14 protein-coding genes are annotated in these 23,350 nt (G+C 59.3%); 8 read left to right on the top strand and 6 right to left on the bottom strand.

The features are described 5' to 3' along the window. Positions 1-27 precede the first annotated feature (27 nt). Genes ACYZUC_RS25850 through ACYZUC_RS25860 form a run of 3 tightly spaced genes read left to right on the top strand, consistent with a single transcriptional unit; the run spans position 28 to position 2,521 of the window. Entirely contained in the window at positions 28-768 is a 741-nt protein-coding gene (locus tag ACYZUC_RS25850; RefSeq protein WP_461991252.1) for a molecular chaperone, read from the top strand. Positions 769-773: 5 nt separating this feature from the next. Continuing rightward, on the top strand, positions 774-1,265 hold the full coding sequence (locus ACYZUC_RS25855; RefSeq protein ID WP_461996766.1) for a CS1 type fimbrial major subunit: 492 nt from the start codon (positions 774-776) through the stop codon (positions 1,263-1,265). Further along, positions 1,259-2,521 carry a hypothetical protein gene (locus ACYZUC_RS25860; RefSeq protein ID WP_461991254.1) on the top strand — a complete coding sequence of 421 codons (1,263 nt, stop codon included), beginning with the start codon at positions 1,259-1,261 and terminating at the stop codon, positions 2,519-2,521. Before ACYZUC_RS25855 ends, ACYZUC_RS25860 begins: the two co-directional genes overlap by 7 nt. A 44-nt stretch (positions 2,522-2,565) precedes the next feature. Here the strand turns inward: ACYZUC_RS25860 and ACYZUC_RS25865 are convergent, their stop codons facing one another. Together ACYZUC_RS25865 and ACYZUC_RS25870 are read right to left on the bottom strand one after the other, a co-directional pair. Beyond that, complete coding sequence (locus ACYZUC_RS25865; protein WP_461991256.1) at positions 2,566-7,647, bottom strand: NEL-type E3 ubiquitin ligase domain-containing protein; 5,082 nt, start codon at positions 7,645-7,647, stop codon at positions 2,566-2,568. A gap of 153 nt (positions 7,648-7,800) precedes the next feature. Then, on the bottom strand, positions 7,801-10,917 hold the full coding sequence (locus ACYZUC_RS25870; protein ID WP_461996767.1) for a transglycosylase domain-containing protein: 3,117 nt from the start codon (positions 10,915-10,917) through the stop codon (positions 7,801-7,803). A gap of 873 nt (positions 10,918-11,790) precedes the next feature. Between ACYZUC_RS25870 and ACYZUC_RS25875 the strand changes: the two genes are divergently transcribed. After that, positions 11,791-13,212: an amino acid permease gene (locus ACYZUC_RS25875; RefSeq protein WP_008044175.1), complete on the top strand. Its 1,422-nt coding sequence runs from the start codon at positions 11,791-11,793 to the stop codon at positions 13,210-13,212. Between the two features lie 829 nt (positions 13,213-14,041). On the opposite strand, the gene ACYZUC_RS25880 is transcribed toward ACYZUC_RS25875, so the two are convergent. Next, positions 14,042-15,190 (bottom strand): OpgC family protein, encoded by a 1,149-nt coding sequence (locus tag ACYZUC_RS25880; RefSeq protein WP_461991258.1) that lies wholly within the window; start codon positions 15,188-15,190, stop codon positions 14,042-14,044. A 248-nt stretch (positions 15,191-15,438) separates the two neighbouring features. Here ACYZUC_RS25880 and ACYZUC_RS25885 point away from each other — a divergent pair, with 248 nt between their 5' ends. Both ACYZUC_RS25885 and ACYZUC_RS25890 read left to right on the top strand, forming a co-directional pair. Then, entirely contained in the window at positions 15,439-16,380 is a 942-nt protein-coding gene (locus tag ACYZUC_RS25885; RefSeq protein WP_461991260.1) for a glycosyltransferase family 2 protein, read from the top strand. Between the two features lies 1 nt (position 16,381). Then, positions 16,382-17,890 carry a glucosyltransferase domain-containing protein gene (locus tag ACYZUC_RS25890; RefSeq protein WP_461991262.1) on the top strand — a complete coding sequence of 503 codons (1,509 nt, stop codon included), beginning with the start codon at positions 16,382-16,384 and terminating at the stop codon, positions 17,888-17,890. 9 nt (positions 17,891-17,899) lie between these two features. Here ACYZUC_RS25890 and ACYZUC_RS25895 read toward each other — a convergent pair whose 3' ends face one another. The 3 genes from ACYZUC_RS25895 to ACYZUC_RS25905 form a co-directional block, all read right to left on the bottom strand. Continuing rightward, entirely contained in the window at positions 17,900-18,184 is a 285-nt protein-coding gene (locus ACYZUC_RS25895) for a putative quinol monooxygenase (RefSeq protein WP_192228554.1), read from the bottom strand. Between the two features lie 57 nt (positions 18,185-18,241). After that, the gene (locus ACYZUC_RS25900) at positions 18,242-19,861 is read right to left on the bottom strand and encodes an FMN-binding glutamate synthase family protein (protein WP_461991264.1); all 1,620 of its coding nucleotides are present in this window, start codon (positions 19,859-19,861) and stop codon (positions 18,242-18,244) included. 152 nt (positions 19,862-20,013) lie between these two features. Next, on the bottom strand, positions 20,014-20,814 hold the full coding sequence (locus tag ACYZUC_RS25905) for a helix-turn-helix transcriptional regulator (RefSeq protein WP_008032237.1): 801 nt from the start codon (positions 20,812-20,814) through the stop codon (positions 20,014-20,016). Between the two features lie 126 nt (positions 20,815-20,940). Here ACYZUC_RS25905 and ACYZUC_RS25910 point away from each other — a divergent pair, with 126 nt between their 5' ends. Next, positions 20,941-21,762: a carbon-nitrogen hydrolase family protein gene (locus ACYZUC_RS25910; RefSeq protein WP_461991266.1), complete on the top strand. Its 822-nt coding sequence runs from the start codon at positions 20,941-20,943 to the stop codon at positions 21,760-21,762. A 242-nt stretch (positions 21,763-22,004) separates the two neighbouring features. Next, entirely contained in the window at positions 22,005-23,330 is a 1,326-nt protein-coding gene (locus ACYZUC_RS25915; RefSeq protein ID WP_008032234.1) for an APC family permease, read from the top strand. Positions 23,331-23,350 lie beyond the last annotated feature (20 nt).

The following is a 23,350-nucleotide window of genomic DNA, read 5'->3' on the forward strand; positions in this document are numbered from 1 at the left end:
CGCACTTTATCTACGAGGTAAATGACGATGAAACGTCGGTTGGCACTGATTGGTTTTTGTTTGTTCACGCAGACGGCACACGCCGGGCCGAGCATCAATATCGGCACGGTTTACGACTATTTGGACGGCGATAAAAGTACTTACCTGAAACGCGTCTTCAATGGCGGCGACAGCACCGCTTTCGTCAAGGTCAACATCCTGGAAATCCTTTACGACGCTGACGGCAAGTCGCAGGAAGTGCCGCTCAAATCCAGTGCCGACGGCAGCGCCCGGGACGGTTTGATGGCCAGCCCGGCGCGGCTGATCGTGCCTGCCAGTGGCATGCAAGGTACGCGGTTGCTGTACATGGGCGAGCGTGACCGCGAGCGCTATTTCCGCGTGCGTTTCGTGCCAGTGGTGCCAGAGAAAGAAGACGAGTTCGCGGTCTCGGGTGAAGAGCGTGAGGAATACAAGAAAACCCTGTCCGCCGGGGTCACGGTGCTGGCCGGGTATGGCGCGGTGTTTTTCGTCCGTCCCAAGGACACGCGTTACGCCAGCGTGATCGAGAACGGCGCGAAGGATTACCGCATCCGCAATAACGGCAACACCGTGGTGGTGATCGATGAGTTCAAGGATTGCTCGGTCAACAACGAGCAGGACTGTATGCCGACCACCAAGCATCACATTCTGGCGGGTCGCAGTTTCGAGTTTGAAAAGCAGGCCGGTCGCGAGTACCGCTTCACGCTGGTTGAAGGCGAGAGCAGCAAGAAGCTCGATGTGAAGGGTTGATGACTATGTTCAGAAAACTGACGGTTCTGATGGTGTCGGCAATGGCATGCCATTCAGCATTTGCCGCTCGCGAAGTGCAGCACTTCGAAGTGTTCGTGACGATTCCGAGCCAGGCGTTCTATGTCATTCCCGCAGACACCGGCTGGATTCACCGCGAACAGCAGTTGCCGTGGAATCTGGCGACCTCGACCCTGGGTGGCTTGCGCAAGTATTTCGATGTGAAGAATGAAGCCGGCTCCATCGAAGCCCGGCTTGAGGGCCGGCCTTACCTGTCCAACGGGACGCCGGCCCATGACATTGGTTTGCGTGTGCTGTTCAACGGCAAGTTATTGAGTGAGCTGGAGAGTAGCGAGGTGGTGTCGATGAGCGAGGCAGCGCCGGGTAAACGTGTGTTGCTGGAGATTGTGCCGGTGCCGCCTGTCGATGGGGTGTACAAGCCCGGCATTTACTTTGGCAGCGTCATTATGGTTTTTAATGCGGTGTTGCCGACATGGTAAATGAATTGAACAGACGAATTGCCCGGACACTGATTGGCTGTTTGACCGGCCTGCTGTGCGCCGTTTTTACTCTCTCGGTGCAAGCATTTGACCTGGATGTCGAGGCCAGCTTCAAACCTGACTCGAGCAACCCGCAAAAGAACGAGTTCGTCAATCAGACGCCGCCCCAGGGGTTCTGTGAGCAGGTGCCGGCGGCCTGCGAAGCGTATAAGTTTTCCAGCTTGCGCGCGCTTATTCGATTCACCGCCAACGCGCCGATCCTGGCCAATCATACGGACCCTCGCCAGGGCGGCATGGCTCGGGTGCCCTCGGAGTGGAGGACCGTGCGCGTCACTCATGAATCGGGCGATTCGACAGATCTTTCGATTCGGATTGCCGGGATTGGTCACGAAGCGCAACTCCCACGCTATGTCGACGCAATAACCAACGGAGGGTGGTGGGACCAGCTGTGGGGCGGTGGGGGATGGGTTTATGCACCTGTTCCTTGTCTAGGTGTTGGTACTTATACGGTTGGCAGGCAAGGCTACAACAGCTTCTGGAGAGTCCCGGTAGGCGCGGGGGTATGCAGCAAGAAAGCGCTTTTCGACATTCCGATGTCGTTCGTCTATCAGTACTTTGTATTTGCCTATGAGCTGCGCACGCCAGACCCGTTGAACATGAAGGCGGGTCACTACACCGGTTTCATCACCTACACGGTCGGCCCCAATCAGGATTTCGACATGGGTGATGTGATGATTCCGAATGACAACCAGCTGACCCTCAATTTCTCTTTGGATGTGCAGCACACGCTCAAGGTGGAAATTCCACCGGGCGGCAATCGCGTCGAACTGGTCCCGCAGGGCGGCTGGCAAGCCTGGCTGACACAGGGGCGCAAGCCGACACGGCTGTTTCGGGATCAGACGTTCAATGTCTCTTCATCGAGCCGTTTCAAGATGAACCTGGACTGCCAGTACAGCATGGACGGTCAACGCTGCTCGGTGCGCGACCCGGCTTCAGGTCATGTCGTGCCGCTCGACGTCAGCGTGACGCTGCCCAATGGCCTGGTGGATGCCACCGCACAACCGGTCAATCGCCGGCCATTGCGGCGCGACGGCAGTGGCACCGAGCTGTTCCAGCCGCGCTTTTATGTCGATCGCAAACCGGGAACGTTGCACTTCGAGATTGCCCAGGACGAAGTCGGCGAAATGCTCAAGCCCGGCGTCGCCCGATCCTACTCAGGCCTTGTCACGGTGATCTGGGACTCGGAAGTGGGTTAAGGGTTAAACCCTGATGCATCAACCGATGCATCAGGGCTTTCCGATTACTGCTCTGCGGCCTTTTGCAGCGCTACGCGGGTCAGCTGTCTGCTCAGCTCTTTTCTTTCGTAGCCCATGTCGTCAAGCAATCCGCTGTAAACCTCATCGGACATCTCTTCATCGGTGAGCACCACACTGTCATCGACATTCAGTCGCCGGGCGAGGTCTTGCAGGCGCTGTTTGAGGGCTCGTCGCTGTGCAATCTCCAGGCCTTTCGAGTTAGCCCAGGTATGTTGTACTTGGCGCAATTCACCCATCAGGTCGCTCTTGGTGTCGAACAGTCGGCTATTGCGCCGGAATTCGTTCGGGTAAGTGTCCAGTAAGTATTTCTCCCAGAACGACTGTTGGATCATGTCGTTGATCAAACCGTCGCCTGCCTCCATCGACATCACCGTATCGAAGGCGGTGTCGAGGGTTTGGGCGCTCACACCGGCCAACGGGCGATACAACATCGATTCCGATTGCCATGGTAAACCGAGGCGTTGAGCCAGGCCGGTTTCGTAGGCGAGGTACACCTCCACTTCATCAGGATTGCCTTCACGACTGCCAAAATCGGCACGGGCGATGTCATCCACGCGCGCGAGGCGAGCGGCACCTTTTGCCAGGTTCACCAGTTTGTTTTCGAGGACGGCGTTGGACGTTGACAAGGCATAGGCTTCAGAGGCGAGCACCTTGATGCCCATGTGGTTGAACACCTGAGCCCCGGCATCGGCGCAGGAGGTGGGGGCCTTGGCCATTTCGAACAGTTCATTGCGCAATGGGGTGTCCAGGTCGATGGCTTCGACCATGCGCCATACCCGGCTGCTCAATTGTTGGCGCAATTCACCGCCGGCCCGGTAATCGGCCGAGCGTGTCTGTTTCTGGATCAGGGCAAAAAAATCTTCGGAGCCAGGCTCGGTCATCAAATCGTGCCAGGCGTCCTCACGGAAAGTACCCAGCCCCCCGACCTCGGCACTCCACCAGACAGAGTCGTCCTTCGTCGGCCATTGGAGCATCGTGTCGGCGGCGGCGTCGATATACGGCTGCTCGGGAGCGAGGCCGACCGAGCGCCGATAGGCCTTGAACGTAATCAGGTTTGCCTCCGAAAGACTCTTTGGAAACAAGCGGGTCCGCGCCACGAGGAAGGCCTCCTCCGAGCCAGGCACGACCGTTGGAATGACGCTGATCGGGTTCTCCTGCAAATCCAGAAAGAAGCCCCTTGGTCGACGTTTGCTGAAGGGCCCGAACAGGCCATCGGGCCAAGTGGTTGCCCCTGTGTTGCTCAAACTAAGGATTCTCAGTTTGGGCATGCGTCCGACGTTCGGAAGCATGCCCAACTGCCTATTGTCATCGAGCCTGATTGTTTCCAGGTGGGTCAGGTTTCGCAGTTGCTCAACGGCCGACGGCGTTAATGTGATGTCATTGTTCATCAGCCGCAACGTCCGCAGGTAGTGCATCTTGCCGATGGTGTCGGGGAGTCGCGTCAATCCGCAGTTGCGGGCGCTCAGTTGCCGAAGGTGAGGGAAGTCGCTTAACAGGCCGGAGGCGTTTTCGGAGAAGTTTGTGCGATCCAGATTCAAGGTGCTGATCTGATCGACGTAATGTTTGATATCCGAAGGCAGTTCCTTCCACCAGCGTTCGAGGTCGGGCACATCGAACTCAACGGACAGGTCCAGCGCATAACCGCCGTCGACCGTGGTACTGCGCTCACCGAACACGGTGGGTTTTCTTGAGAAACAATCGATGAGCCGCTCGGCAATGTGCAGCCCGCCACCGCGCACGAACCCTTGTCGGTCAGGTCCCCACGTATCGGGTCGCTGGTATTGCCACCGGTTGAGCAGCTTGCGAAGGTCATACCGCTCTCGGTCAAGCCTCGTCAGTGTCTGATGCCCTTGCTCTTGCGAGCCCAGGGACCGAACGAAGGCATCGACCTCTCGTTCGTTGAAGTGCGGGTACAAGTCCTGCACCCGTTCAGGGAGTGTGGCGGCAGTGGTGGACAAGACAGGACCACGCAACAGCATCATGTCTTCGTGGTTCGCCATCGGGCGGATCGGCGGGGCGGCGAGCGCGGTGCGGCGTTCGGCGGGAGTATCGGTCCTGGCCATGACCCACTGCTTGAAAAACGCCCCTTGGCCCGGCCGATAACCCAACTGCGCCTGTTTGTTTTTCGGCAACGCCGTGAGCACTGCTTCGAAAAAATCAGCGGCGTCGTGCAGTTTGTGGTTGTCGGCGTCCCAGACTTCGAACCGGTTGGCCTCGTCCTTGACCAGCACCCGGACCGTCGCCGCATCATGTGCCCCCACGCTGCTGCGCAGTGGTCCGGCATCGCTGCCTTCACGCACCTCGATACGCAATTGCGCGAAGGTGTCGGTATGAATCCTGAGCGCGTTCAGCACCAGGCTTTCGGTTTGCGCCACCCACTGCGCGCCGTCGTGAAAACCCTCGTACGCATGGTTGGCCCGGGCTTCGAAGGCGGCTTCACGGGCGCGGCTCTTGAGGCTCAACGGCAGGCGTTGCTCCTGATTCATGCGCGTGAGGTCGGCCGCGTCGGAACTGTTCAGCAGCGCCTGTGCCGCGCGGGTCGGCAGCTCGGGGAATGTCTGGCGAATGAGTCGGACCTGCGGGTCGTCGGACGCTTCTGCACCTTGGTAAAGCTGATTGACGATGTCAGCGTTCAGTCGATTGGCTTCGTCCGCCAGTCGATTGCGCAGGGCTTGCACCTGTTCACTTTTGGCGGTTGACCGACCGAGCATCGCTTGCAGCTCTTCTTCACTGAGAAACTCGACAAGCCTCGGTGCAAACTGTTCGCTCATGAGCTGCGACTGGCTGGTGGACAGCGTCTGTGCCTCGGTCGCTTCGGGATTGCCGTACTGGCGAAAGCGCCCCGTCATGTCGGCGTCTTCGTAAACCTTCAGGGCTTTATCCACAGGCCAGCCGTCCAGATAAGTCGCCAGGGGTTCAAACCACCAGGAGGCAGGGTCCAGGGGCTGACCGGTTCGAACCCGTTCAATGGCCTGGCGGGTGCGGTGCTGGATTTTCAAGCGTATGAGGCTGTCGTCCAGCAGCGGTGGCGGGGCCGTGTTGTCGACGTACATCCGGCGTAGCGCAGCGTCGTTGGTGCCGCTGGCGATGCGCACGTTGTTCAGTTCTGCGTCGCTGAAGCCGTCCACGGAATGGCCGAGGCGACGCATCAACGTCGGGTGTTGCCACGCTCGCGGGTTCTCGGCCTCGTGGGTCCAGGCGCCCTGGCCGTTATGTTTCAACTCGGGTAAATAGGCGTTGTCGCGGTGCGGGTGCTTGACGCGGTAGTTGCCGGTTTGCGGGTCCTTTTGCACGGCATAGTGTTTGTCATCCAGCGGCAAAATGTCCTGGCCTTCGTGGGCATGGAGACCCAATGCGTCAGGTTTGGCTTCAGCGGGTAGTTTTACATCCGGCCTCTCATAAGGCTTGAGATCGGGATGCCAAAGCCGTGGTTCGCCATTGGGCAGAGCCACCGGTTTCATGCCTTCGATCAGCGGCGAAAGCTTCAGGCGCGCAACGTTGCCAATCTTCACCCCGGCGGCGAACGCCACCAACTGAATGAAGTCGGTCACCACGCCGACGATGTGTTCGGCAGCTTCGGTCCACAACCCCATGGTCATATCGACGATGCCTTCGATGACGTCACTGGCCATCTGATACGCCGTGTAGACCATCATCAATTCACCCAGCCCCGGAACGAACGGCGTGACGACCATCAGCGCGACGTTGAAGATGTCCGAGACTATTTTCTTGAAGTTTTCCCACCAGGCCCATCGGGCATTGCTATCGCTATCGGCGGTGGACACGGCAATGTGTCGGGCGTCGTTCAGCACCTTGTTGAGCTTCTGCTGGAAGAGGTATTCCCAGAGTTCGCCGGGGATCGGTGCCGCCTTGAAATGCAGATTGGGGTTGTCGATTGGTACTTCCCGCCAGCTAGGTCCTTGGTCCAGCGGCGCTTTCTGATGCCATTTCACCCTGAACAGACGCTGCTGAAGCCCACCGAAAAAATGCCCGCGCTCCGATTGATCGACGAACCGGCTGAAATACTGTTGGTAGGTCATGCCGGTGGACGAAACGACATCGTTGGCGCGCAGTTGGCGCGTCAGTTCATTCATGAAGGCGACGGTCGAGGGGTACTCTTTCAGCGGATGCTCAGGGTCCTGCGGGACGTAAACAATCACCGGCGTCACCTCACGGATGTGTTGTTCCGGCCTGGGTGTGATCAACACGATTCCGCTCAGCGGACTGTCGAGAATCGACAGCTCGGCGAATTGCATCACCCGGCCTTTACGGGTGAGGTTGCGCTGGCCGGCGAGCATGTTCAGGATCAGGTCACTGGCCTCGGCGTCGATGTCGCCCGTCAGGACAGCCAATTGGACGGCAGCTTTGAACGCGGCTTTCTCGCTCTCGACGATTTTGAACTTCAAAAAACCTTGGGCGAGACCGTCGCTGGGCAGCAACTGTTCTTCGAGGTATTTCGTGTAGCGCGCGCCGATGTCCAGTTCGCGGCAGAGGTTCTGGAACTGGGCAATGGACATTTTGCGTTTGATCGGCAGGACGTCAAAGTGCCCACGTGCATCGGGTTGGCTGATGAAGTCCGAGTCCGGTTCGCAGGTTTCGTGACGTGCGAAGTTGTGCAGGGCGGCGTCCAGCAATGAGACGGTTCGGGTAACAACACCGCCGGAGACGTCGAAGACATACCACGGGCGTGCTTTGGGCAAGTACAGATGCAGGAACGTGCTGGTGACATCGACTTCGACATTGAATTTTTTCTGTAGCGCGTCGGTGAGTAACGGTTCGGCGAACGTGTAAACGTCCTGCACCTCATCCATGAACCGGTCGACTGCGTTCTGCGTGGACCAGAGTTCAAGATTGGCTTCTTGTAACGGCGTGTGGTCGAAATCTCTGGCGCTCTGTATCCATTGCCCTGACGCCGTTTGTGTGAGGCTCAGTTCATGAACCCGTCGCACTGAAGCGCCTTTGAAAACGGGGTGGATACGGTTCTTGATGAACGCGTAATGGTGACCTTTATTGTCGTTGGCCACGGGTGACGGTAGCGCTGATATACGTCCGTGTAAGTCAGTCATGCTTTCAATAAACCTTGAGCATTAAGTGGAGTGACCAGCCTAACGCCCGAGGTTCAAAGTAAAAGTCTGAATTCCCGCTGTTTGAGAAGTGTTCTTCCCGGTAACGCATTGGAATTTTCAATGCCGAAAATAATTAATTACCGCCACCGTTTTTCAGCGTCGCACTACCTCCACGGGCAGGCATTGCGTATGCGTGCCCGGTTGCAGATACGGCGTGAGAATCGGTGCCATGCCCTTGAGCACTTGCACCGGTAAGGCCGAGGTGAACTTGAAGGCTTCGGCCGTGCGACCGGGTACGAATGCGGTCAACGTACCAAAGTGGCTATCACCGATGTAAAACACAAAGGTGGCCGTGCGGTTGATCGACTTCGAACTCAAGATTCGCCCACCGGAACCAATGGCTTCGATGCGGTTGTCGCCGGTCCCGGTCTTGCCGCCCATGGCCAGAGGTTTGCCATCGGGGGTGATGAAACTGCCGGAAACACGTTTGGCCGTACCCGCGTCCACCACGTGCGACAAGGCCTCACGCATGGCCGCGGCCACTTCGGACGGCATCACCCGTTTACCCACATCCGGGTCGTTGATCAGCTTGGTTTCATAGGGCGTATTCGCCGCAAAGTGCAGGCTGTCGATGCGCAGTGTCGGCATGCGCACGCCGTCGTTGAGGATGGTGCCGATCAGTTCCGCCAACGCGGCCGGGCGGTCGCCGGAACTGCCGATGGCGGTGGCCAGCGAAGGCACCAGATGATCGAACGGATAGCCGACTTTCTGCCAGCGCGCGTGAATTTCGAGAAACGCCTCGATCTCCAGCATGGTGCGGATGCGGCCATCACGGGCACCCTTATGTTTGCTTTTGAATAGCCAGCTATAGACTTCCTGGCGTTCAAACTGGCTGGCCTTGACGATTTCGCTCCATTTGGCGTCGGGGTGATTCAACAAATAACCGATCAGCCACAAATCCAGCGGATGGACCTTGGCGATGAAGCCCTGATCCGGCAAGTCGTAGATGCCGGGGCTGTAATTTTCGTAAAGCCGTTGCAGGCGTTCGTCCGTGAGTTTTTCGGTGAGCTTGGCGCCTGAGAGGTGCGAGCGTACGAAGGTGTTGAAGCTTTCCTGACTGGCTTGCGGCAAAAGATAGCGATGCACCGCGGCCATGCGAATCGGTGTTGGGCGCATGCTGTCGAGGAAGGTTTCGAGCCGTTCCTGAGTGTCCTTGTTTTTGTATCGCTTCCAGAACTTCAGCAGGAACGAAGTGCCCTCGCGGTCGGCGAACTCGGCCAGGTATTCCTGACGCCGAGGATCGCGGTCGTCCCCGAGCAGTGCAGCGCTGTTGTTCGGGCCGGAGTAGGTGGTGTAGCGCACCAGATCACGCATCAGCCGAATGAACGGCAGGTTGATCGATTCGCGCAGGGCGTCGCGCAAGGTCGGTATGCGACCGTTATCTTCCTTGCGGAAGTTGACGAAGGTATGCAGCCCGCCGCCGGTAAAAAAGGCTTCGCCGGGGCTGGCCGAGTATTTGCGGTCCAGCGCGGCGCTGAGCATCGCCGCCAGGTTGCGGTCCTTGTTCTCGATCAGGTAATCGACGGCCCAGCGGCTCAGGCGATCCTGATCCGGGACGTCGACTTTCTTCAGTTCCGGGACGGTCATTTCGGCGTACTTGTCGTGCAGCTCGGCGATGATTTGCAGATAAGTCGTCAGCACCCGCATTTTCGCGGTGGAGCCCAATTCCAGTTTGCTGCCTTCATTGATATCGAATGGCTGATCGGTGCTGTCGGTTTGCACGCGCACCCGCGAACCGTCCGGGGTCAGTTCGAACAATGTGAAGCTGTAGCGCACTTGCGTGGTGCTGGTGGGGGTGAGCAGGCGTTCGCCCATCAAACCGATCTGCGTTGCAAACGCCGGGTCGGCCAAGTGCTTGAGGTACTCGGTGACCTGGGTTTGCAGATCGCCTTGCAGGGTGCTGGTGGCCGAGAGATCCAGGCGATCGAGGTCGTACAGCGGACGATTGAGCAACCCACCCAGGCGACTGCGCGCCACGCTGATGCCTTTGTTGGTTTCGATCGGTTGAATGGTCGGCTGGGTCTGCCAGTCGCGATAGGTCACTTTGCTGGCCAGTGCGGCGGCGGCGAACGGCGCATCGATCACAAAGTTTTGCGCCAGCAGGCGAATGTGACTGTCGGTGAGGTCGGCCAGTTCATCGTGGCCCTTGGTCAGGTAGTGGGAAGGGCGGCGCTGGGCAATCATCAATGAGAGCATCTCACGCAGGGCCAGGCCTTTTTCCGCCAGGGTCTTTGGATCCGTGTCGGTACTGGCCAGAGTTTCGTTGGCCTTGTTGAAATCGGCGCCGTACCAGACGCGCAAACCTTCGGCCATGCCGTGCACTTCCCCATGGCCCGGCACGGCGGACAGGGGCACGCTGTTGAGGTAATCACGCACCACGTTCTGGCGAGCCACAAGCGTTTCCGGCCCGGCCTGGTAGGCGCGCACGCTGGCGGAAATCATCTGGCGGATTTTTTCCCCGCCGGACACGGTCAAGCCGTCGGGCGAGTGTCGATACTTCTCGAGTTGCGTCGCGAGGGTACTGCCGCCCGCCGATTGGCCAGGCATGTGCAGCATTTTGGCGACCTGCGACCAAGCCGCCATGCCGAAGCGTGGCCAATCCACGGCGGGGTTGGCCCGGGGCTGACGAGGGTCGAGCAGGAAGCGGTTTTCGATGAACAGCAAACTGCTGACCACCACCGGCGGAATCGCGTCAAAGCTTGAATAGAGTTGCTGTGGATATTTGTACTGATACAGCGGCGCCGCACGGCAATCGGTGATCGACAATCCTGCCTGGATCTTCTCCGCATAGGGCACGAAAAAGCCCTTGTCGGTGTAGTCCATCAACGGTTGGGAAAAGCGGGTTTGTGCCGCAACGACGTAGTCGCGCTTGATCAGGCGTGGCAGGAACTCACCCAGAGAGCTGTAGCCCAGACGCAAGTCAAAAGGGCCGGCCCCTGGATAGCGAATGGAATCGCTTGGGCCAGGCTTCAGTTCGTAACTCAGGGTCGCGGCATATTTGCTGGCTTCCCGGGATTGGAACTTCGAGGTACGCATTTCCCTGGCAGCGGCCAACCCCAGAGCAATCAGGATAATCAACACCAGTAACCAAAACGCCTTCCACCCGTGTTTGGTACGACTACGACGGGGTTTTTCGGGGATAGGCGCTTCATCCACACGTTCAGTCGGGACCACATTTTTACTCGTATCGGTTTGCCATAACGCGCCCATAGTCGACTGATCCATTCACGCAGATTGATCGGACTTGTTTGAAGCTTAGACGGTGGATGCTGCCGGTGAAAAAATTGTGAACACCCGGATATCGAATATTCACCCTGACGGGGGATGAGCGAATGGTCTCTTTGCAGGGGGCTGGCTTGTTGGCGATGGCGGTTTCATGGACGCCATCGCCAGCAAGCCGGCTCCTACAGGGGGGAGGTGAGCCCGATATTTGGACAGCGCCCCGATCCGTAGGGGCTGGCTTGCTGGCGATGGCGATTTCATGGACGCCATCGCCGGCAAGCCGGCTCCTACAGGGTTGAGGTGAGCCCGATATTTGGACCGCGCCCCCGATCCGTAGGGGCCGGCTTGCCGGCGATGGCGATTTCACGGGCGCCTTCGCCGGCAAGCCAGCTCCTACAGGGTTGAGGTGTGCCCGATATTTGGACAGCGCCCCGATCCGTAGGAGCCGGCTTGCCGGCGATGGCGATTTCATGGACGCCATCGCCGGCAAGCCAGTTCCTGCAAGATGGCCGTACTAGAGCCATCGCCGCGTAAATGCGGCCTAGGTAGGGGCATGACGATGCACCAATGCTGTGCAATACTCCGCGGCGTTTTAGCGGTAAAAATTCCTACAAAAAGTCAGGTAATGCACCTCCAAAAACCGCGCTTTTGCCGAGAGTTCTCGCTGAATATTGTGGGTTGTAGAGTGAAATATCCTGCTGGAAGGTTTTTAGACTGCACGCCCCGCTGATCTTGGAGGGTTTTGCCCTGCAGGATGGTTCTGCCCACGAAGCAGGTCCGGTTTCAGGCAAGCAATGGCTTATCGGTCAGCGCTTCGACACTCGGTGGTCATATCCAATAACAAGACGAGGTTGTACCCCTATGCCAGTCGGCAATCACCTGCCCCACGGCGAGACCGCTCAGGGCGGCCCGCTTAAACGCGAACTCGGCGAACGGCATATTCGCTTGATGGCACTCGGTGCCTGTATCGGTGTCGGTCTGTTTCTCGGTTCGGCCAAGGCCATCGAAATGGCCGGCCCCGCCATCATGCTGTCCTACATCATCGGCGGTCTGGCGATCCTGGTGATCATGCGCGCCCTCGGCGAAATGGCTGTGCACAACCCGGTCGCCGGCTCCTTCAGCCGTTATGCCCAGGACTACCTTGGCCCGTTGGCGGGGTTCCTGACGGGCTGGAACTATTGGTTCCTGTGGCTGGTGACCTGTGTTGCGGAAATCACCGCAGTGGCGGTGTACATGGGCGTCTGGTTTCCCGAGGTGCCACGCTGGATCTGGGCACTCGCCGCATTGGTCAGCATGGGCTCGATCAACCTGATCGCAGTAAAAGCCTTCGGTGAATTCGAATTCTGGTTCGCCCTGATCAAGATCGTCACCATCATTGCGATGGTGATCGGCGGTGTCGGCGTGATTGCGTTCGGTTTCGGCAACGACGGCGTGGCGTTGGGGATTTCCAATCTCTGGGCTCACGGCGGCTTCATGCCGAACGGCGTGCAAGGCGTGTTGATGTCCCTGCAAATGGTGATGTTCGCCTACCTCGGCGTCGAGATGATCGGCCTGACCGCCGGTGAAGCGAAGAACCCGCAGAAGACCATTCCCAACGCGATCGGATCGGTGTTCTGGCGGATTTTGCTGTTCTACGTCGGCGCGTTGTTCGTGATTCTGTCGATCTACCCGTGGAATGAAATCGGCACCCAGGGCAGTCCGTTCGTGATGACCTTCGAGCGTCTGGGTATCAAGACCGCCGCTGGCATCATCAACTTCGTGGTGATCACCGCTGCACTGTCGTCCTGCAACGGCGGCATTTTCAGTACGGGGCGCATGCTCTATAGCCTGGCGCAGAATGGTCAGGCTCCGGCCGGTTTTGCCAAAACGTCGAACAACGGGGTACCGCGTCGCGCGCTGCTGCTGTCGATTTTCGCCTTGTTGCTGGGGGTGCTGCTCAATTACCTGGTGCCGGAAAAGGTCTTCGTCTGGGTGACGGCCATCGCTACTTTCGGCGCGATCTGGACTTGGGTGATGATCCTGCTGGCCCAGCTCAAGTTCCGCAAAGGCCTGAGCGCCAGCGAACGGGCCGGGTTGAAATACAAGATGTGGTTGTACCCGGTGAGTTCGTATCTGGCACTGGCGTTTCTGGTGTTGGTGGTTGGTTTGATGGCGTACTTCCCGGACACTCGGGTGGCGCTGTATGTGGGGCCGGCGTTCCTGGTGTTGCTGACGGTGTTGTTTTATGTGTTCAAGCTGCAGCCGACTGGTGTGTCGCAAGGTGCGGTGCGCTCGGCGTCTTAGGGGTTGGATGGGGGGCATATCCGTTGCTGCGGTGACGGCTGCTTATGGTTTCGCCCTTACGGCGAGTCACTTGGAGAAGCGCCAAGTAACCAAGCGCTTGCGCCCCTGACGTACGGTGGCTCGCTAATGCTCGCCATGCCCTCGCTCCGGTCCTGCTCCGTGGGCCCGCCGCCATCGGCCATCCCTGGCCGGGGGCGGCTAACCCGGCATCCATGCCGGGTTGCCCACTGCGCAGAACCTGCGCTCGGCCTCCCGACGGGGCAGATCAAAATCAAAAGCCAAAGCAAAGCAAAGCAAAAACGAGGCGGCCTGCCAGCCGACCTGTCTCTTTGATCGTACGCATTCCCCTGTAGGAGCCGGCTTGCTGCGGGCGGCGTTCCGACGATTGCGTCTGTCCAGCCAATACATACGTTGACTGACCCACCGCTATCGCCAGCAAGCCGGCTCCTACAGGGATCTGCGTACGCTTTTGATTTTCACCACTCATCAGGCCGAGCGTTAGCTCGCCTTCAGCTTTTGATCTGAGCGCCCCCTCGAGAGGCCGAGCGCAGGTTCTGCGTAGTGGGCAACCCGGCATGGATGCCGGGTTAGCCGCCCCCGGCCAGGGATGGCCGATGGCGGCGGGCCCACGGAGCAGGACCGGAGCGAGGGCATGCCGAGCCTAGGCGAGGCACCGAACGAAAGGGGCAAGAGCCCTTGGTTACTTGGGGCTCTTCCAAGTGACTCGCCGTAAGGGCGAAACCAATAGCCGCCGTTACCGCAGCAACGGATATGTACACCTGAAAGAAAATGGTCGCCAGATAGACCGCTATCGCCGACAAACCAGCCCCTACAGTGGGATCCGTTCAGCTGCCGAACGCTGCGACCTGTTGATCGGCTGGTTCAACCGTTTATTGAGCTCCAGCCAAGCCCCCAGCAACGCCATCAACCCCGCACCCACCAAGGCTGTGAATATCTGCATGGCAAACGCATCGTCGGTCATGGCATTGACCATGTCCGCCAACGGCGCCAACAACACGCCGAGGCAGAAGATTTCCAGCGAATAACGCCCCATGCGACAACTTTGCTGCGCCAGCCAGTTTTGCGTCCAGCCGGTATCGGGCAACAGCTTCGCCGTGACATACGCCAGCGCCAGGAAGTGCAGCAACCGCACTGGCGACAAGTCAGTCTTGCTGATCGGGTACAACAGGTTGCTCAGCCACGCGGGCATCAGCGCATCATGAATTTCCGGCCATCGCCAGGAAACGGTCAGCACGCCAGTAACCACCACATACACCACGGCACTGACAAACAACGGCCGGCGCAGCAACGGGCGCGCGTCAGGTAACCGGGGGCGCTGCCCGTAAGTCGCCGCCGCGCCGCCCAGCACAAACAACAGTTGCCAGACCACGGGATTGAAGTACCAAACGCCATCCTTGATGGCCGCCAGGTTCCAGCCGAACCACGGCGCCAACAGGTACACGGTCAATGACACGGCCACCACCGCCCACGGTTTGCGCACCAGCATCGGCAGCGCCAGCGGCAAGCCGGCCAGCAGCACGATGTACAGCGGCAGCGGGTCCATGAGGTTCGGTTTGAAGCGCAGCAGCAGTTCATCGACCAGGGCTTGCTGCGGGTTGGTGATGAAATGGTGCATGCCCATTTCCTCCACCAGATCCCTCGTTTCCACGTGGCTGTTGGCGAAGAACACGATGCCCATCAGCATCGCCAGCAAGAAAATATGCACCACGTAGAGCACCCAGGCGCGGCGCAGAATCTTCACGCAGGCAATCAGATAACCGTCCCGTCGGAAGATTTTCCCGTAGGCCAGGACGGCCGCGTAACCGGCGAGAAACACGAAAATTTCCGCGGCATCGCTGAAACCGAAGTTACGCGGGGTGATTTGACCGAGGGGGTTGTGAGGCACGTGATCCCAGAAGATGAAGATCAGCGCCAGGCCTCGAAAAAAGTCGATTCGGTGATCGCGTTCAAACGTCATGACAGCGGGCTCGTGAACGGGTGTTGAATAAAGAGTGGTCAGCGCGGCAAAAGGTGCGCGCCGCGCATCGGCGGCGCGCAGGGTGGCGCGATTCGACGACAATTGCAAAAAACACGCTATTACTGAATGTCTCAGATGTGACTGGCTGAAAGAAACCATCCACTGGTCTGCCAGCTCGATGGCGCGCCCGAATAATGGTGCACGGCAGCTGTCGAATCTTTACCGAGCATGCTTCAGGAGCGTGAAACGTGAAGGTTTCGCTGATCGTTCCGGTCTTCAACGAAGAGCAAGCGATCAGCCTGTTTTATCAGGCGGTGCAGCGCGAGTTGAGGCTGGGCGGCGACGAAGTCGAGATCGTATTCATCAACGATGGCAGCTCCGACCGGACGGCCGAGCAGGTCAAGGCACTGGCGCAGGTCGACGAGCGTGTGTTGCTGATCAACTTTTCGCGCAACTTCGGCAAGGAACCGGCGTTGTTCGCCGGCCTGGAATACGCTTCTGGCGATGCGGTGATCCCCATGGACGTCGATTTGCAGGACCCGATCAGCGTCATTCCACTGTTGATTGACGAGTGGCAAAAGGGCGCAGACGTGGTGCTCGCCAAACGCCGCAACCGGGCCACCGACGGTTACCTCAAACGCCACAGCGCGGCGCTGTTCTACCACGTGCTGAACCGTATCGCGTACACCCGGATCGAAGAGAACGTCGGTGATTTCCGGTTGATGGATCGCAAGGTGGTCAACGTGATCCGCGCACTGCCCGAGCATCAATTGTTCATGAAAGGCGTGTTGTCGTGGGCCGGGTTCACCACCGCGGTGGTGGAGTACGAACGCGCCGGGCGCGTGGCCGGCAGCAGCAAGTTCAATGGCTGGAAACTGTGGAACCTGGCACTCGAAGGGGTGACGTCGTTCAGCACCGTGCCGTTGCGTTTGTGGACGTACGTCGGCGGCGGCATTTCGATTTTCGCGGTGCTTTACGCGGTGTACATGGTGCTGGACAAGATTTTCTTCGGCAACAGCGTACCCGGTTATCCGTCGTTGATGACCGCCATTCTGTTTCTCGGCGGCGTGCAGCTGATTGGCATCGGCATCCTCGGTGAGTACGTCGGCCGGATCTACATCGAGGCCAAGCACCGGCCGCGCTACGTGGTCAAAGACATCGTCGGCGGCAAAGACCGGCTCGGGCTTTAGCATGGGCCGATTCAGCGATGTGCTCGGCAAGGAACTCGGCGGCCGACAGGTCTGGCTGTTTTTTCTGCTCGCGACGTTGCTGTATGTGCTGCCGCTGATTATCGCGGACTACCCGTACATCGATGACAACTGGCGATCCCTGTCGGCGGGCATGGCCTGGGCGGAGCAGGGGCGCCTGTTTACCCAGCTGTTCTACAACCTGCTGACCTTCGGCAACGCGGCGCCGAACATCTTTCCATTGCCGCTATTGATCGCCACGCTGGCCATGGCCTCGGCACTGACCCGGCTGACGTTTCATTACTTTACGCAACCGACGCTCGCCTGTTGCCTGGTGCCCTTGCCACTCTGGTACAACCCGTTTTTTCTGCAAAACCTGTCTTATCAATATGACGGTCCCGCCATGGCCCTGAGCCTGGTGGCGGTGATCTACGCGATCACCTTTCGTCATCCTTCGCGCAGCCTGCAATGGCTGGTGCCTTCGCTCCTGATTGCACTGGCGCTGGGGCTGTATCAGATCAGCCTCAATGTGTTTGTGGGCTTGTGTTGCCTGGAACTGCTGCGAGGCGCAAATGAGAGATGGACCTGGCCGCAGTTGTACGGGTTGATCGGCTGGAAACTGGCGCAGGTCACCATGGGCTGGTTGATGTATTGCGTCAGCGCCGTAATGTTCATGGCGCAGGATCGCGCGCTGCTGTTGAACTGGACCGCCGCGCCGCTGCTGCAACTGCAGATCAACATCGGCAGAGTGCTGGAAAAAGTCGTGCTGCTGTTTCATGGCGGATTGACCTGGGTGTTCGCCACGCTGCTGCTGTGCGCCCTCGCCGGCGCTGTGCAATTGGGGCTGAAGGTGTGGAAGCGTCAGGACAGCGGGCCGACGAAAGCGTTGATCGGCCTGTTGTGTCTGCTGACCTTGCCGGTCGTGACGCTGCTGGTGTCCGGCGTCGCGCTGTTTTTCCGCGACTTCAACGAGGGCGCTCGAACCCTGATGGGCTTCGCGGTTTTACTGATGCTGTTGTTCTACTTGAGCCATCTGGCGCTGGCGCGGATCCATCAGCGACTGCCGCTGTTGTTGGCGGTTCCGCTGCTGGCGATGCTGTCGCTGTCGTTCGCTTACGGTCGGGTGCTGACGGTGCAGAAAGCCTTCAGCACCAGCGCGCTGTTCAGCCTTGAGCACGACATTTCGACGCATCGAGAATTGCGCGAGGCCAAGCGGATTTACATGTCGGTGACGTATTCCGATCACTGGTTGTCAGGGGCCGCAGGTACGTTCAAGCAGATGCCGGTGTTGCACTATCTGCTGAACATCGACTTTTTCATGCTGGCCGAGAATCTGCCGAAGCTCGGCATCACCAACGTGGTTGCGGAAAAGGAGCGCCGCAATGCGACGCGGGTGGGTTATCTGGGGTATCCGGCGCTGCTGGAGCGCCCGCACTACCGGATTTACTTGCTGGGGGACTACGGCTTTATCGTCATCAAAGAGCCGGCCCCGATCAAGGCGCTTCGCTGGTGACGATGGGCGTCAGAACGCATCCATCAGCACGATAATGCAATCCCGGGCCTGGAAACGGTTGATCTGCGGCACCAACCGCCGAAAGTGCTCAGACTGGCAATGAGCATCCAGTGCCGCCTGATTCGGCCATTGTTCGACGAAGATAAAGTGGCCGGGGTCTTTTTGATCGATGAACAGGTCGTAAGCGATGCAATCGGGCTCCAGTCGAGTCTTCTCGACCAGTTCGGTGTACCACGGGCGAACCGTTTCAATGTATTCGGGTTTGATGAAGTCCTGAGCGATTACTTTCAGCATGATGTTCTTCCTTGATGTAAAGCCAGCCTTCCTATGAGACTGGCGTTCAAACAGTGTTTACGCCACAGCCAACTCATTTGGCTCAAAGCTGTCCGCCCGCGCCATCTGCCACATGCGTGAGTAAAACTCGCCGTTGACCTCGCCGGTGAGCAATTCCCCCGGTTTCAAAAACACATGCAACTGCGAGAACAGCTTGATCTCGGTTGCCGACATGCGCCGCACCAGGTGCTTGGCCGACAACTGCGACGGGTGTTCCAGGCCAGCGGCGGCGAGCATTTCCGCGAGTGCCTTGAGGGTGTTGCGGTGGAAGTTGAACACCCGCTGAGCCTTGTCCGGGACGACGAGGGCGCGCTGGCGCAGGGTGTCCTGCGTGGCGACGCCGGTCGGGCATTTGTTGGTGTGGCATGACTGCGACTGGATGCAGCCGATGGCGAACATGAAGCCGCGCGCCGAGTTGGCCCAGTCGGCGCCGATGGCCAGCACGCTGGCGATGTCGAAGGCGCTGACAATCTTGCCGCTGGCGCCGAGTTTGATTTTGTCCCGCAGGTTCAGGCCCACCAGCGTGTTGTGCACGAACAGCAGACCTTCGCGCATCGGTACGCCGATGTGGTCGGTGAACTCCACAGGCGCGGCCCCCGTGCCGCCTTCCTTGCCATCGACGACGATGAAGTCCGGGAGGATGCCGGTTTCCAGCATGGCCTTGGCGATGCCCATGAATTCCCACGGATGGCCGAGGCAGAACTTGAAGCCCACCGGTTTGCCGCCGGACAGTTCACGCAATTGCTGGATGAAGTGCATCAGTTCGATCGGTGTGGAAAACGCACTGTGCCGCGACGGCGAGATGCAGTCTTCGCCCATCAAAATGCCGCGGGTTTCGGCGATTTCCTTGGTGACCTTGTGCTTGGGCAGGATGCCGCCGTGGCCGGGTTTGGCGCCTTGCGACATCTTGATTTCGATCATCCGCACCTGCGGGGTTTGCGCTTGGGCGGCGAAGCGTTCCGGGTCGAAGCGACCGTCTGCGGTGCGGCAACCGAAGTAGCCGCTGCCGAGCTCCCAGGTCAGGTCGCCACCGTTTTCCCGGTGATACGCGCTGATGCTGCCTTCACCGGTGTCGTGGGCGAAGTTGCCAAGCTTGGCGCCCTGGTTCAAGGCGCGAATGGCGTTGGCGCTGAGGGAGCCGAAACTCATGGCCGAGATGTTGAACACCGATGCCGAGTACGGCTGGGTGCACTGCGGGCCGCCGACCAGGGTTCGGAAACTGCCCGGATCGCTCAACGGTGCCGGGCGCATCGAGTGGCCGATGAATTCGAAACCCGATTGATACACATCGATCAACGTGCCGAAGGGTTTATCGGCGCTTTCGTTCTTGGCGCGGGAATAGACCAGCGAACGCTGGGCCCGGGAGAAGGGCAGGGCGTCGCTGTCGGATTCGAGCAGGTACTGGCGGATTTCCGGACGGATGCCCTCCACCAGATAGCGGATGTTGCCGAGGATCGGGTAGTTGCGGCGTACGGCGTGAGGGCTTTGCAGCAGATCAAACAGGCCCACGAGGCTCAGGACGCCGGTGACTGCGGTGATCGGCCAGAGCCAGTCGTGTTCCAGGAACGGCAGACTGGCGAGGGTGAAAATCACACAGACGGCAAAGAAGGCGTAGCGGCTCAGGAGTGACAGGCTCATACGGTTTCCTTGGGTTCGGACTCGGTTGTGTTCGGCACACCTATCCCTGTAGGAGCGAAGCTTGCTCGCGAAAGCAACGTTTCAGCCAACATCAATGTTGAATGTGATGGCCTCTTCGCGGGCAAGCTTCGCTCCTACGGGACCGTGCTATGTCAGGCATTCTGCGCCTGGAGGAAAATCGAAAACAGCTCGGACTGGGACTTGATCCCCAGCTTGCTGTACATGTGTTTCTTATGGACTTTCACGGTTTCGACAGAGATTTCCAGCTTACGGGCGATTTCTTTACTGGAGCAACCGCTGAGCATCAAACGCCCGACATCCAGCTCCCGGGCGGTCAGTTGCGCGCCTTTGAGTTGTTGCACCGAGGCTTCCAGCTGAACGCGCCAGTCACCTTGGACCGGTGCCGGCGCGAGAGCCACGACTTCGTTGATTTCGTAGGGCAGGCGCTGACGCAACAAACCCAGCACCCACGGCTGGATCAACGACAGCAACGCGATCTGCTGGCCGCTGAAACGCTGTTTGCTGCCCAGCGACAGGCACAACGTGCGGTCGCCTTCGAGCTGACAATTGAACTGGATTTCATCGGCCACCACATTCAGACGAAAGTAGCGCTGGTAATACTCGGTCAGCTCAAAGTGCTCCGGCGCCACTTCCGACAGGCGATACAGCCCGGTGCGCGATTGCTCGCGGCAGGCAATGTAGAACGGGTCGAGCAGGTACAAACCGCGCAGGTAATCCTGGAACAACTGATCCGGACTGCCGTCTTCACCCGGGCATTCGGCGAACACTTGGGGATGCTGATCGGCGCTGAAAAGCAGCGCCACCCAACTGTCGAAGGTGACGTATTGATCCAATAACCGGACAAGCTGCGTCCAGAAATTCGGCTTGTCGAGGGCGTCGATCAGTTGCCCGACCGAACGGTGCCAGGCGATGTCGTCTAACGAAAGTGTCATGCATCTACCCCTATCGGGTTACCCCAGCCGCGTGATTCCCTGGCCGGTTGCTTGCTGCGCATACTGGCGCACAGACAACGACCGGGCAATCTTTCTGCCGCCCGGCCACTAGAACAAGGACTACCCATGAAGGTCGAACTCGCCCAACTGGCGGGCCGTGACAACGACACGGCTTACAACCTCGAACGCGCGCTGGCGGCGATTGCGGCCTGCGCCGCCGACACGCAGCTGATCATGTTTCCCGAAAGCCACTTGATGGGCTTCCCGTCGGCCGAGACCGTGGCAGCGGTTGCCGAACCGCTGAACGGTCCGACCGTCAGCGCAATCGTCGCCGCGGCCCGCGAGCGCAACATCGCCGTGGTGATCGGTACGGCGGAAAACGACAACGGTCGTTTTTTCAACACCACGCTGCTGATCACCCCCGAAGGCATCGCGTTGAAATACCGCAAGACGCACCTGTGGGCGTCGGACCGTGGCGTGTACGAGCCGGGCGACCGCTACGCCACGTGCCTGTGGAGCGGCGTGCGGGTCGGCCTGCTGATCTGCTACGACATCGAATTCCCGGAAACCGCCCGCGCCCTGGCGCAACTGGGCGCCGAACTGCTGATCGTCACCAACGGCAACATGGACCCGTACGGCCCGACGCACCGCACCGCGATCATGGCCCGCGCCCAGGAAAACCAGGCGTTTGCGCTGATGGTCAACCGAGTGGAAGAGGGCGATGGCGGGTTGTTGTTTGCCGGCGGCAGTGCGCTGGTCAATCCGCTGGGCACGCTGTTGTTCGAGGCCGGGCGGGAGGAAGGGCAGTTTGCGGTTGAGCTGGATCTGAATCAGCTGACCTCCGCACGGCAGGATTATCGGTACCTGGATGATCAGCGGCTGAAGTTGCCGGGGGAGATGGTTGAGCATGCTTCTGGATTGCGGGAGCTGCTGATTCCTCAGGGCTGATCCGTTTTATGTGTCGTTCGGGCTGACGCCTTCGCGAGCAGGCTCGCTCCCACAGGGGATCGTCGGCGAACACAGAATTTGTGAACGACAAAAATCAAATGTGGGAGCGAGCCTGCTCGCGAAGAGGCCATTGCAAACAACATAACTGTTTGACGATTCACCCAAAACAACAAACGCAACACCCGTAATTTGCGCCGAACTCGGCTCTGCCATAAATCCAATAAAATTCGGAGTAGTCGCTCATGGCTCGTTTGCAACGCACCCTGTCATTGGGGTCGGTGGTGCTGTTTGGCATCGCCTACATGACGCCGATCATTGTGCTCGGCACTTTCGGCATCCTCGCTCAATCCACCGCTGGCATGGTACCGGCCGCGTACCTCGCGGCGCTGGTGGCGATGTTCTTCACCGCCATGAGTTACGGCCGGATGGCCTCGGCATTCCCTGTCGCTGGCTCGGCCTATAGCTACGTGCGCAAGGCGATCAGCCCGAAACTCGGCTTCATCGCCGGATGGGCGGTGCTGCTCGATTACCTGTTCCTGCCGATGGCAATCTGGCTGATCGGCGCGGCTTACCTCAACTCCGCATTCCCGGCGGTGCCGCAATGGATCTGGGTGCTGGCGTTCATAGGCATCACCAGCGCGATCAACATCGTCGGCCTGAAACTGGCCAACGGCATCAACGCCTTGCTGATGCTGGTGCAGTTTCTGGTGCTGATTGCCTTCGTGGCGCTGTGCGTGCATTACGTCGGTGGCGATGCGAGCACGCCATTGTGGTCGGTGAAACCGTTCTTCAACGGCGACATGCAGATGCCACTGATCATGAGCGGTGCCGCCATCGCCTGTTACTCGTTCCTCGGTTTCGACGCGGTCAGTACCCTGACCGAAGAAACCCGCGACCCGCGCCGCACCATCCCGCGGGCGATCATGCTGATCACCCTGATCGGCGGGCTGATCTTCGTCGGCGTGTCGTACTTCGTGCAGATCGCGCACCCGTCGTTCCAGTTCGACAGCGTCGATTCGGCGGCCTATGAAATTGCCCGCAACATCGGTGGCGACCTGTTCGTGTCGATCTTCCTGATCGGCTTGATCGTCGGTCAATTTGCCTCGGGGCTGTCGGCTCAGGCCAGCGGTTCGCGCCTGCTCTACGCCATGGGCCGCGATGGTGTGCTGCCGAAATCCTTCTTCGGTACGTTGCATGAGCGCTTCGGGACGCCGATCAACAGCATCCTGCTGTGCGCAGTGGTGGCGTTGCTGGCGCTGAAACTGGACGTCACCACCTCGACCTCGTTCATCAACTTCGGCGCGTTCCTGGCGTTCAGCCTGGTGAACCTGTCGGTGATCTTTCATTACTGGATTGGCGGCGAGAAAAAGGGGCTGCGTGAGTTGGTGCTGTTCCTGATCTTCCCGTTCATTGGCCTGGCAGCAGATTTGTGGCTGATGGTCAGCCTCGATCACCTGGCGATTTACCTGGGCCTGAGCTGGCTGGCGATTGGCGTGGTGTACCTGGCGGTGCTGACCGGCGGATTCCGTCGCCAGCCGCCGGAGATGGATTTCCAGGAAGCCACGTAACGCATACCGAACACCTTTGT

It is taken from the genome of Pseudomonas sp. GT1P32 (assembly GCF_054897805.1).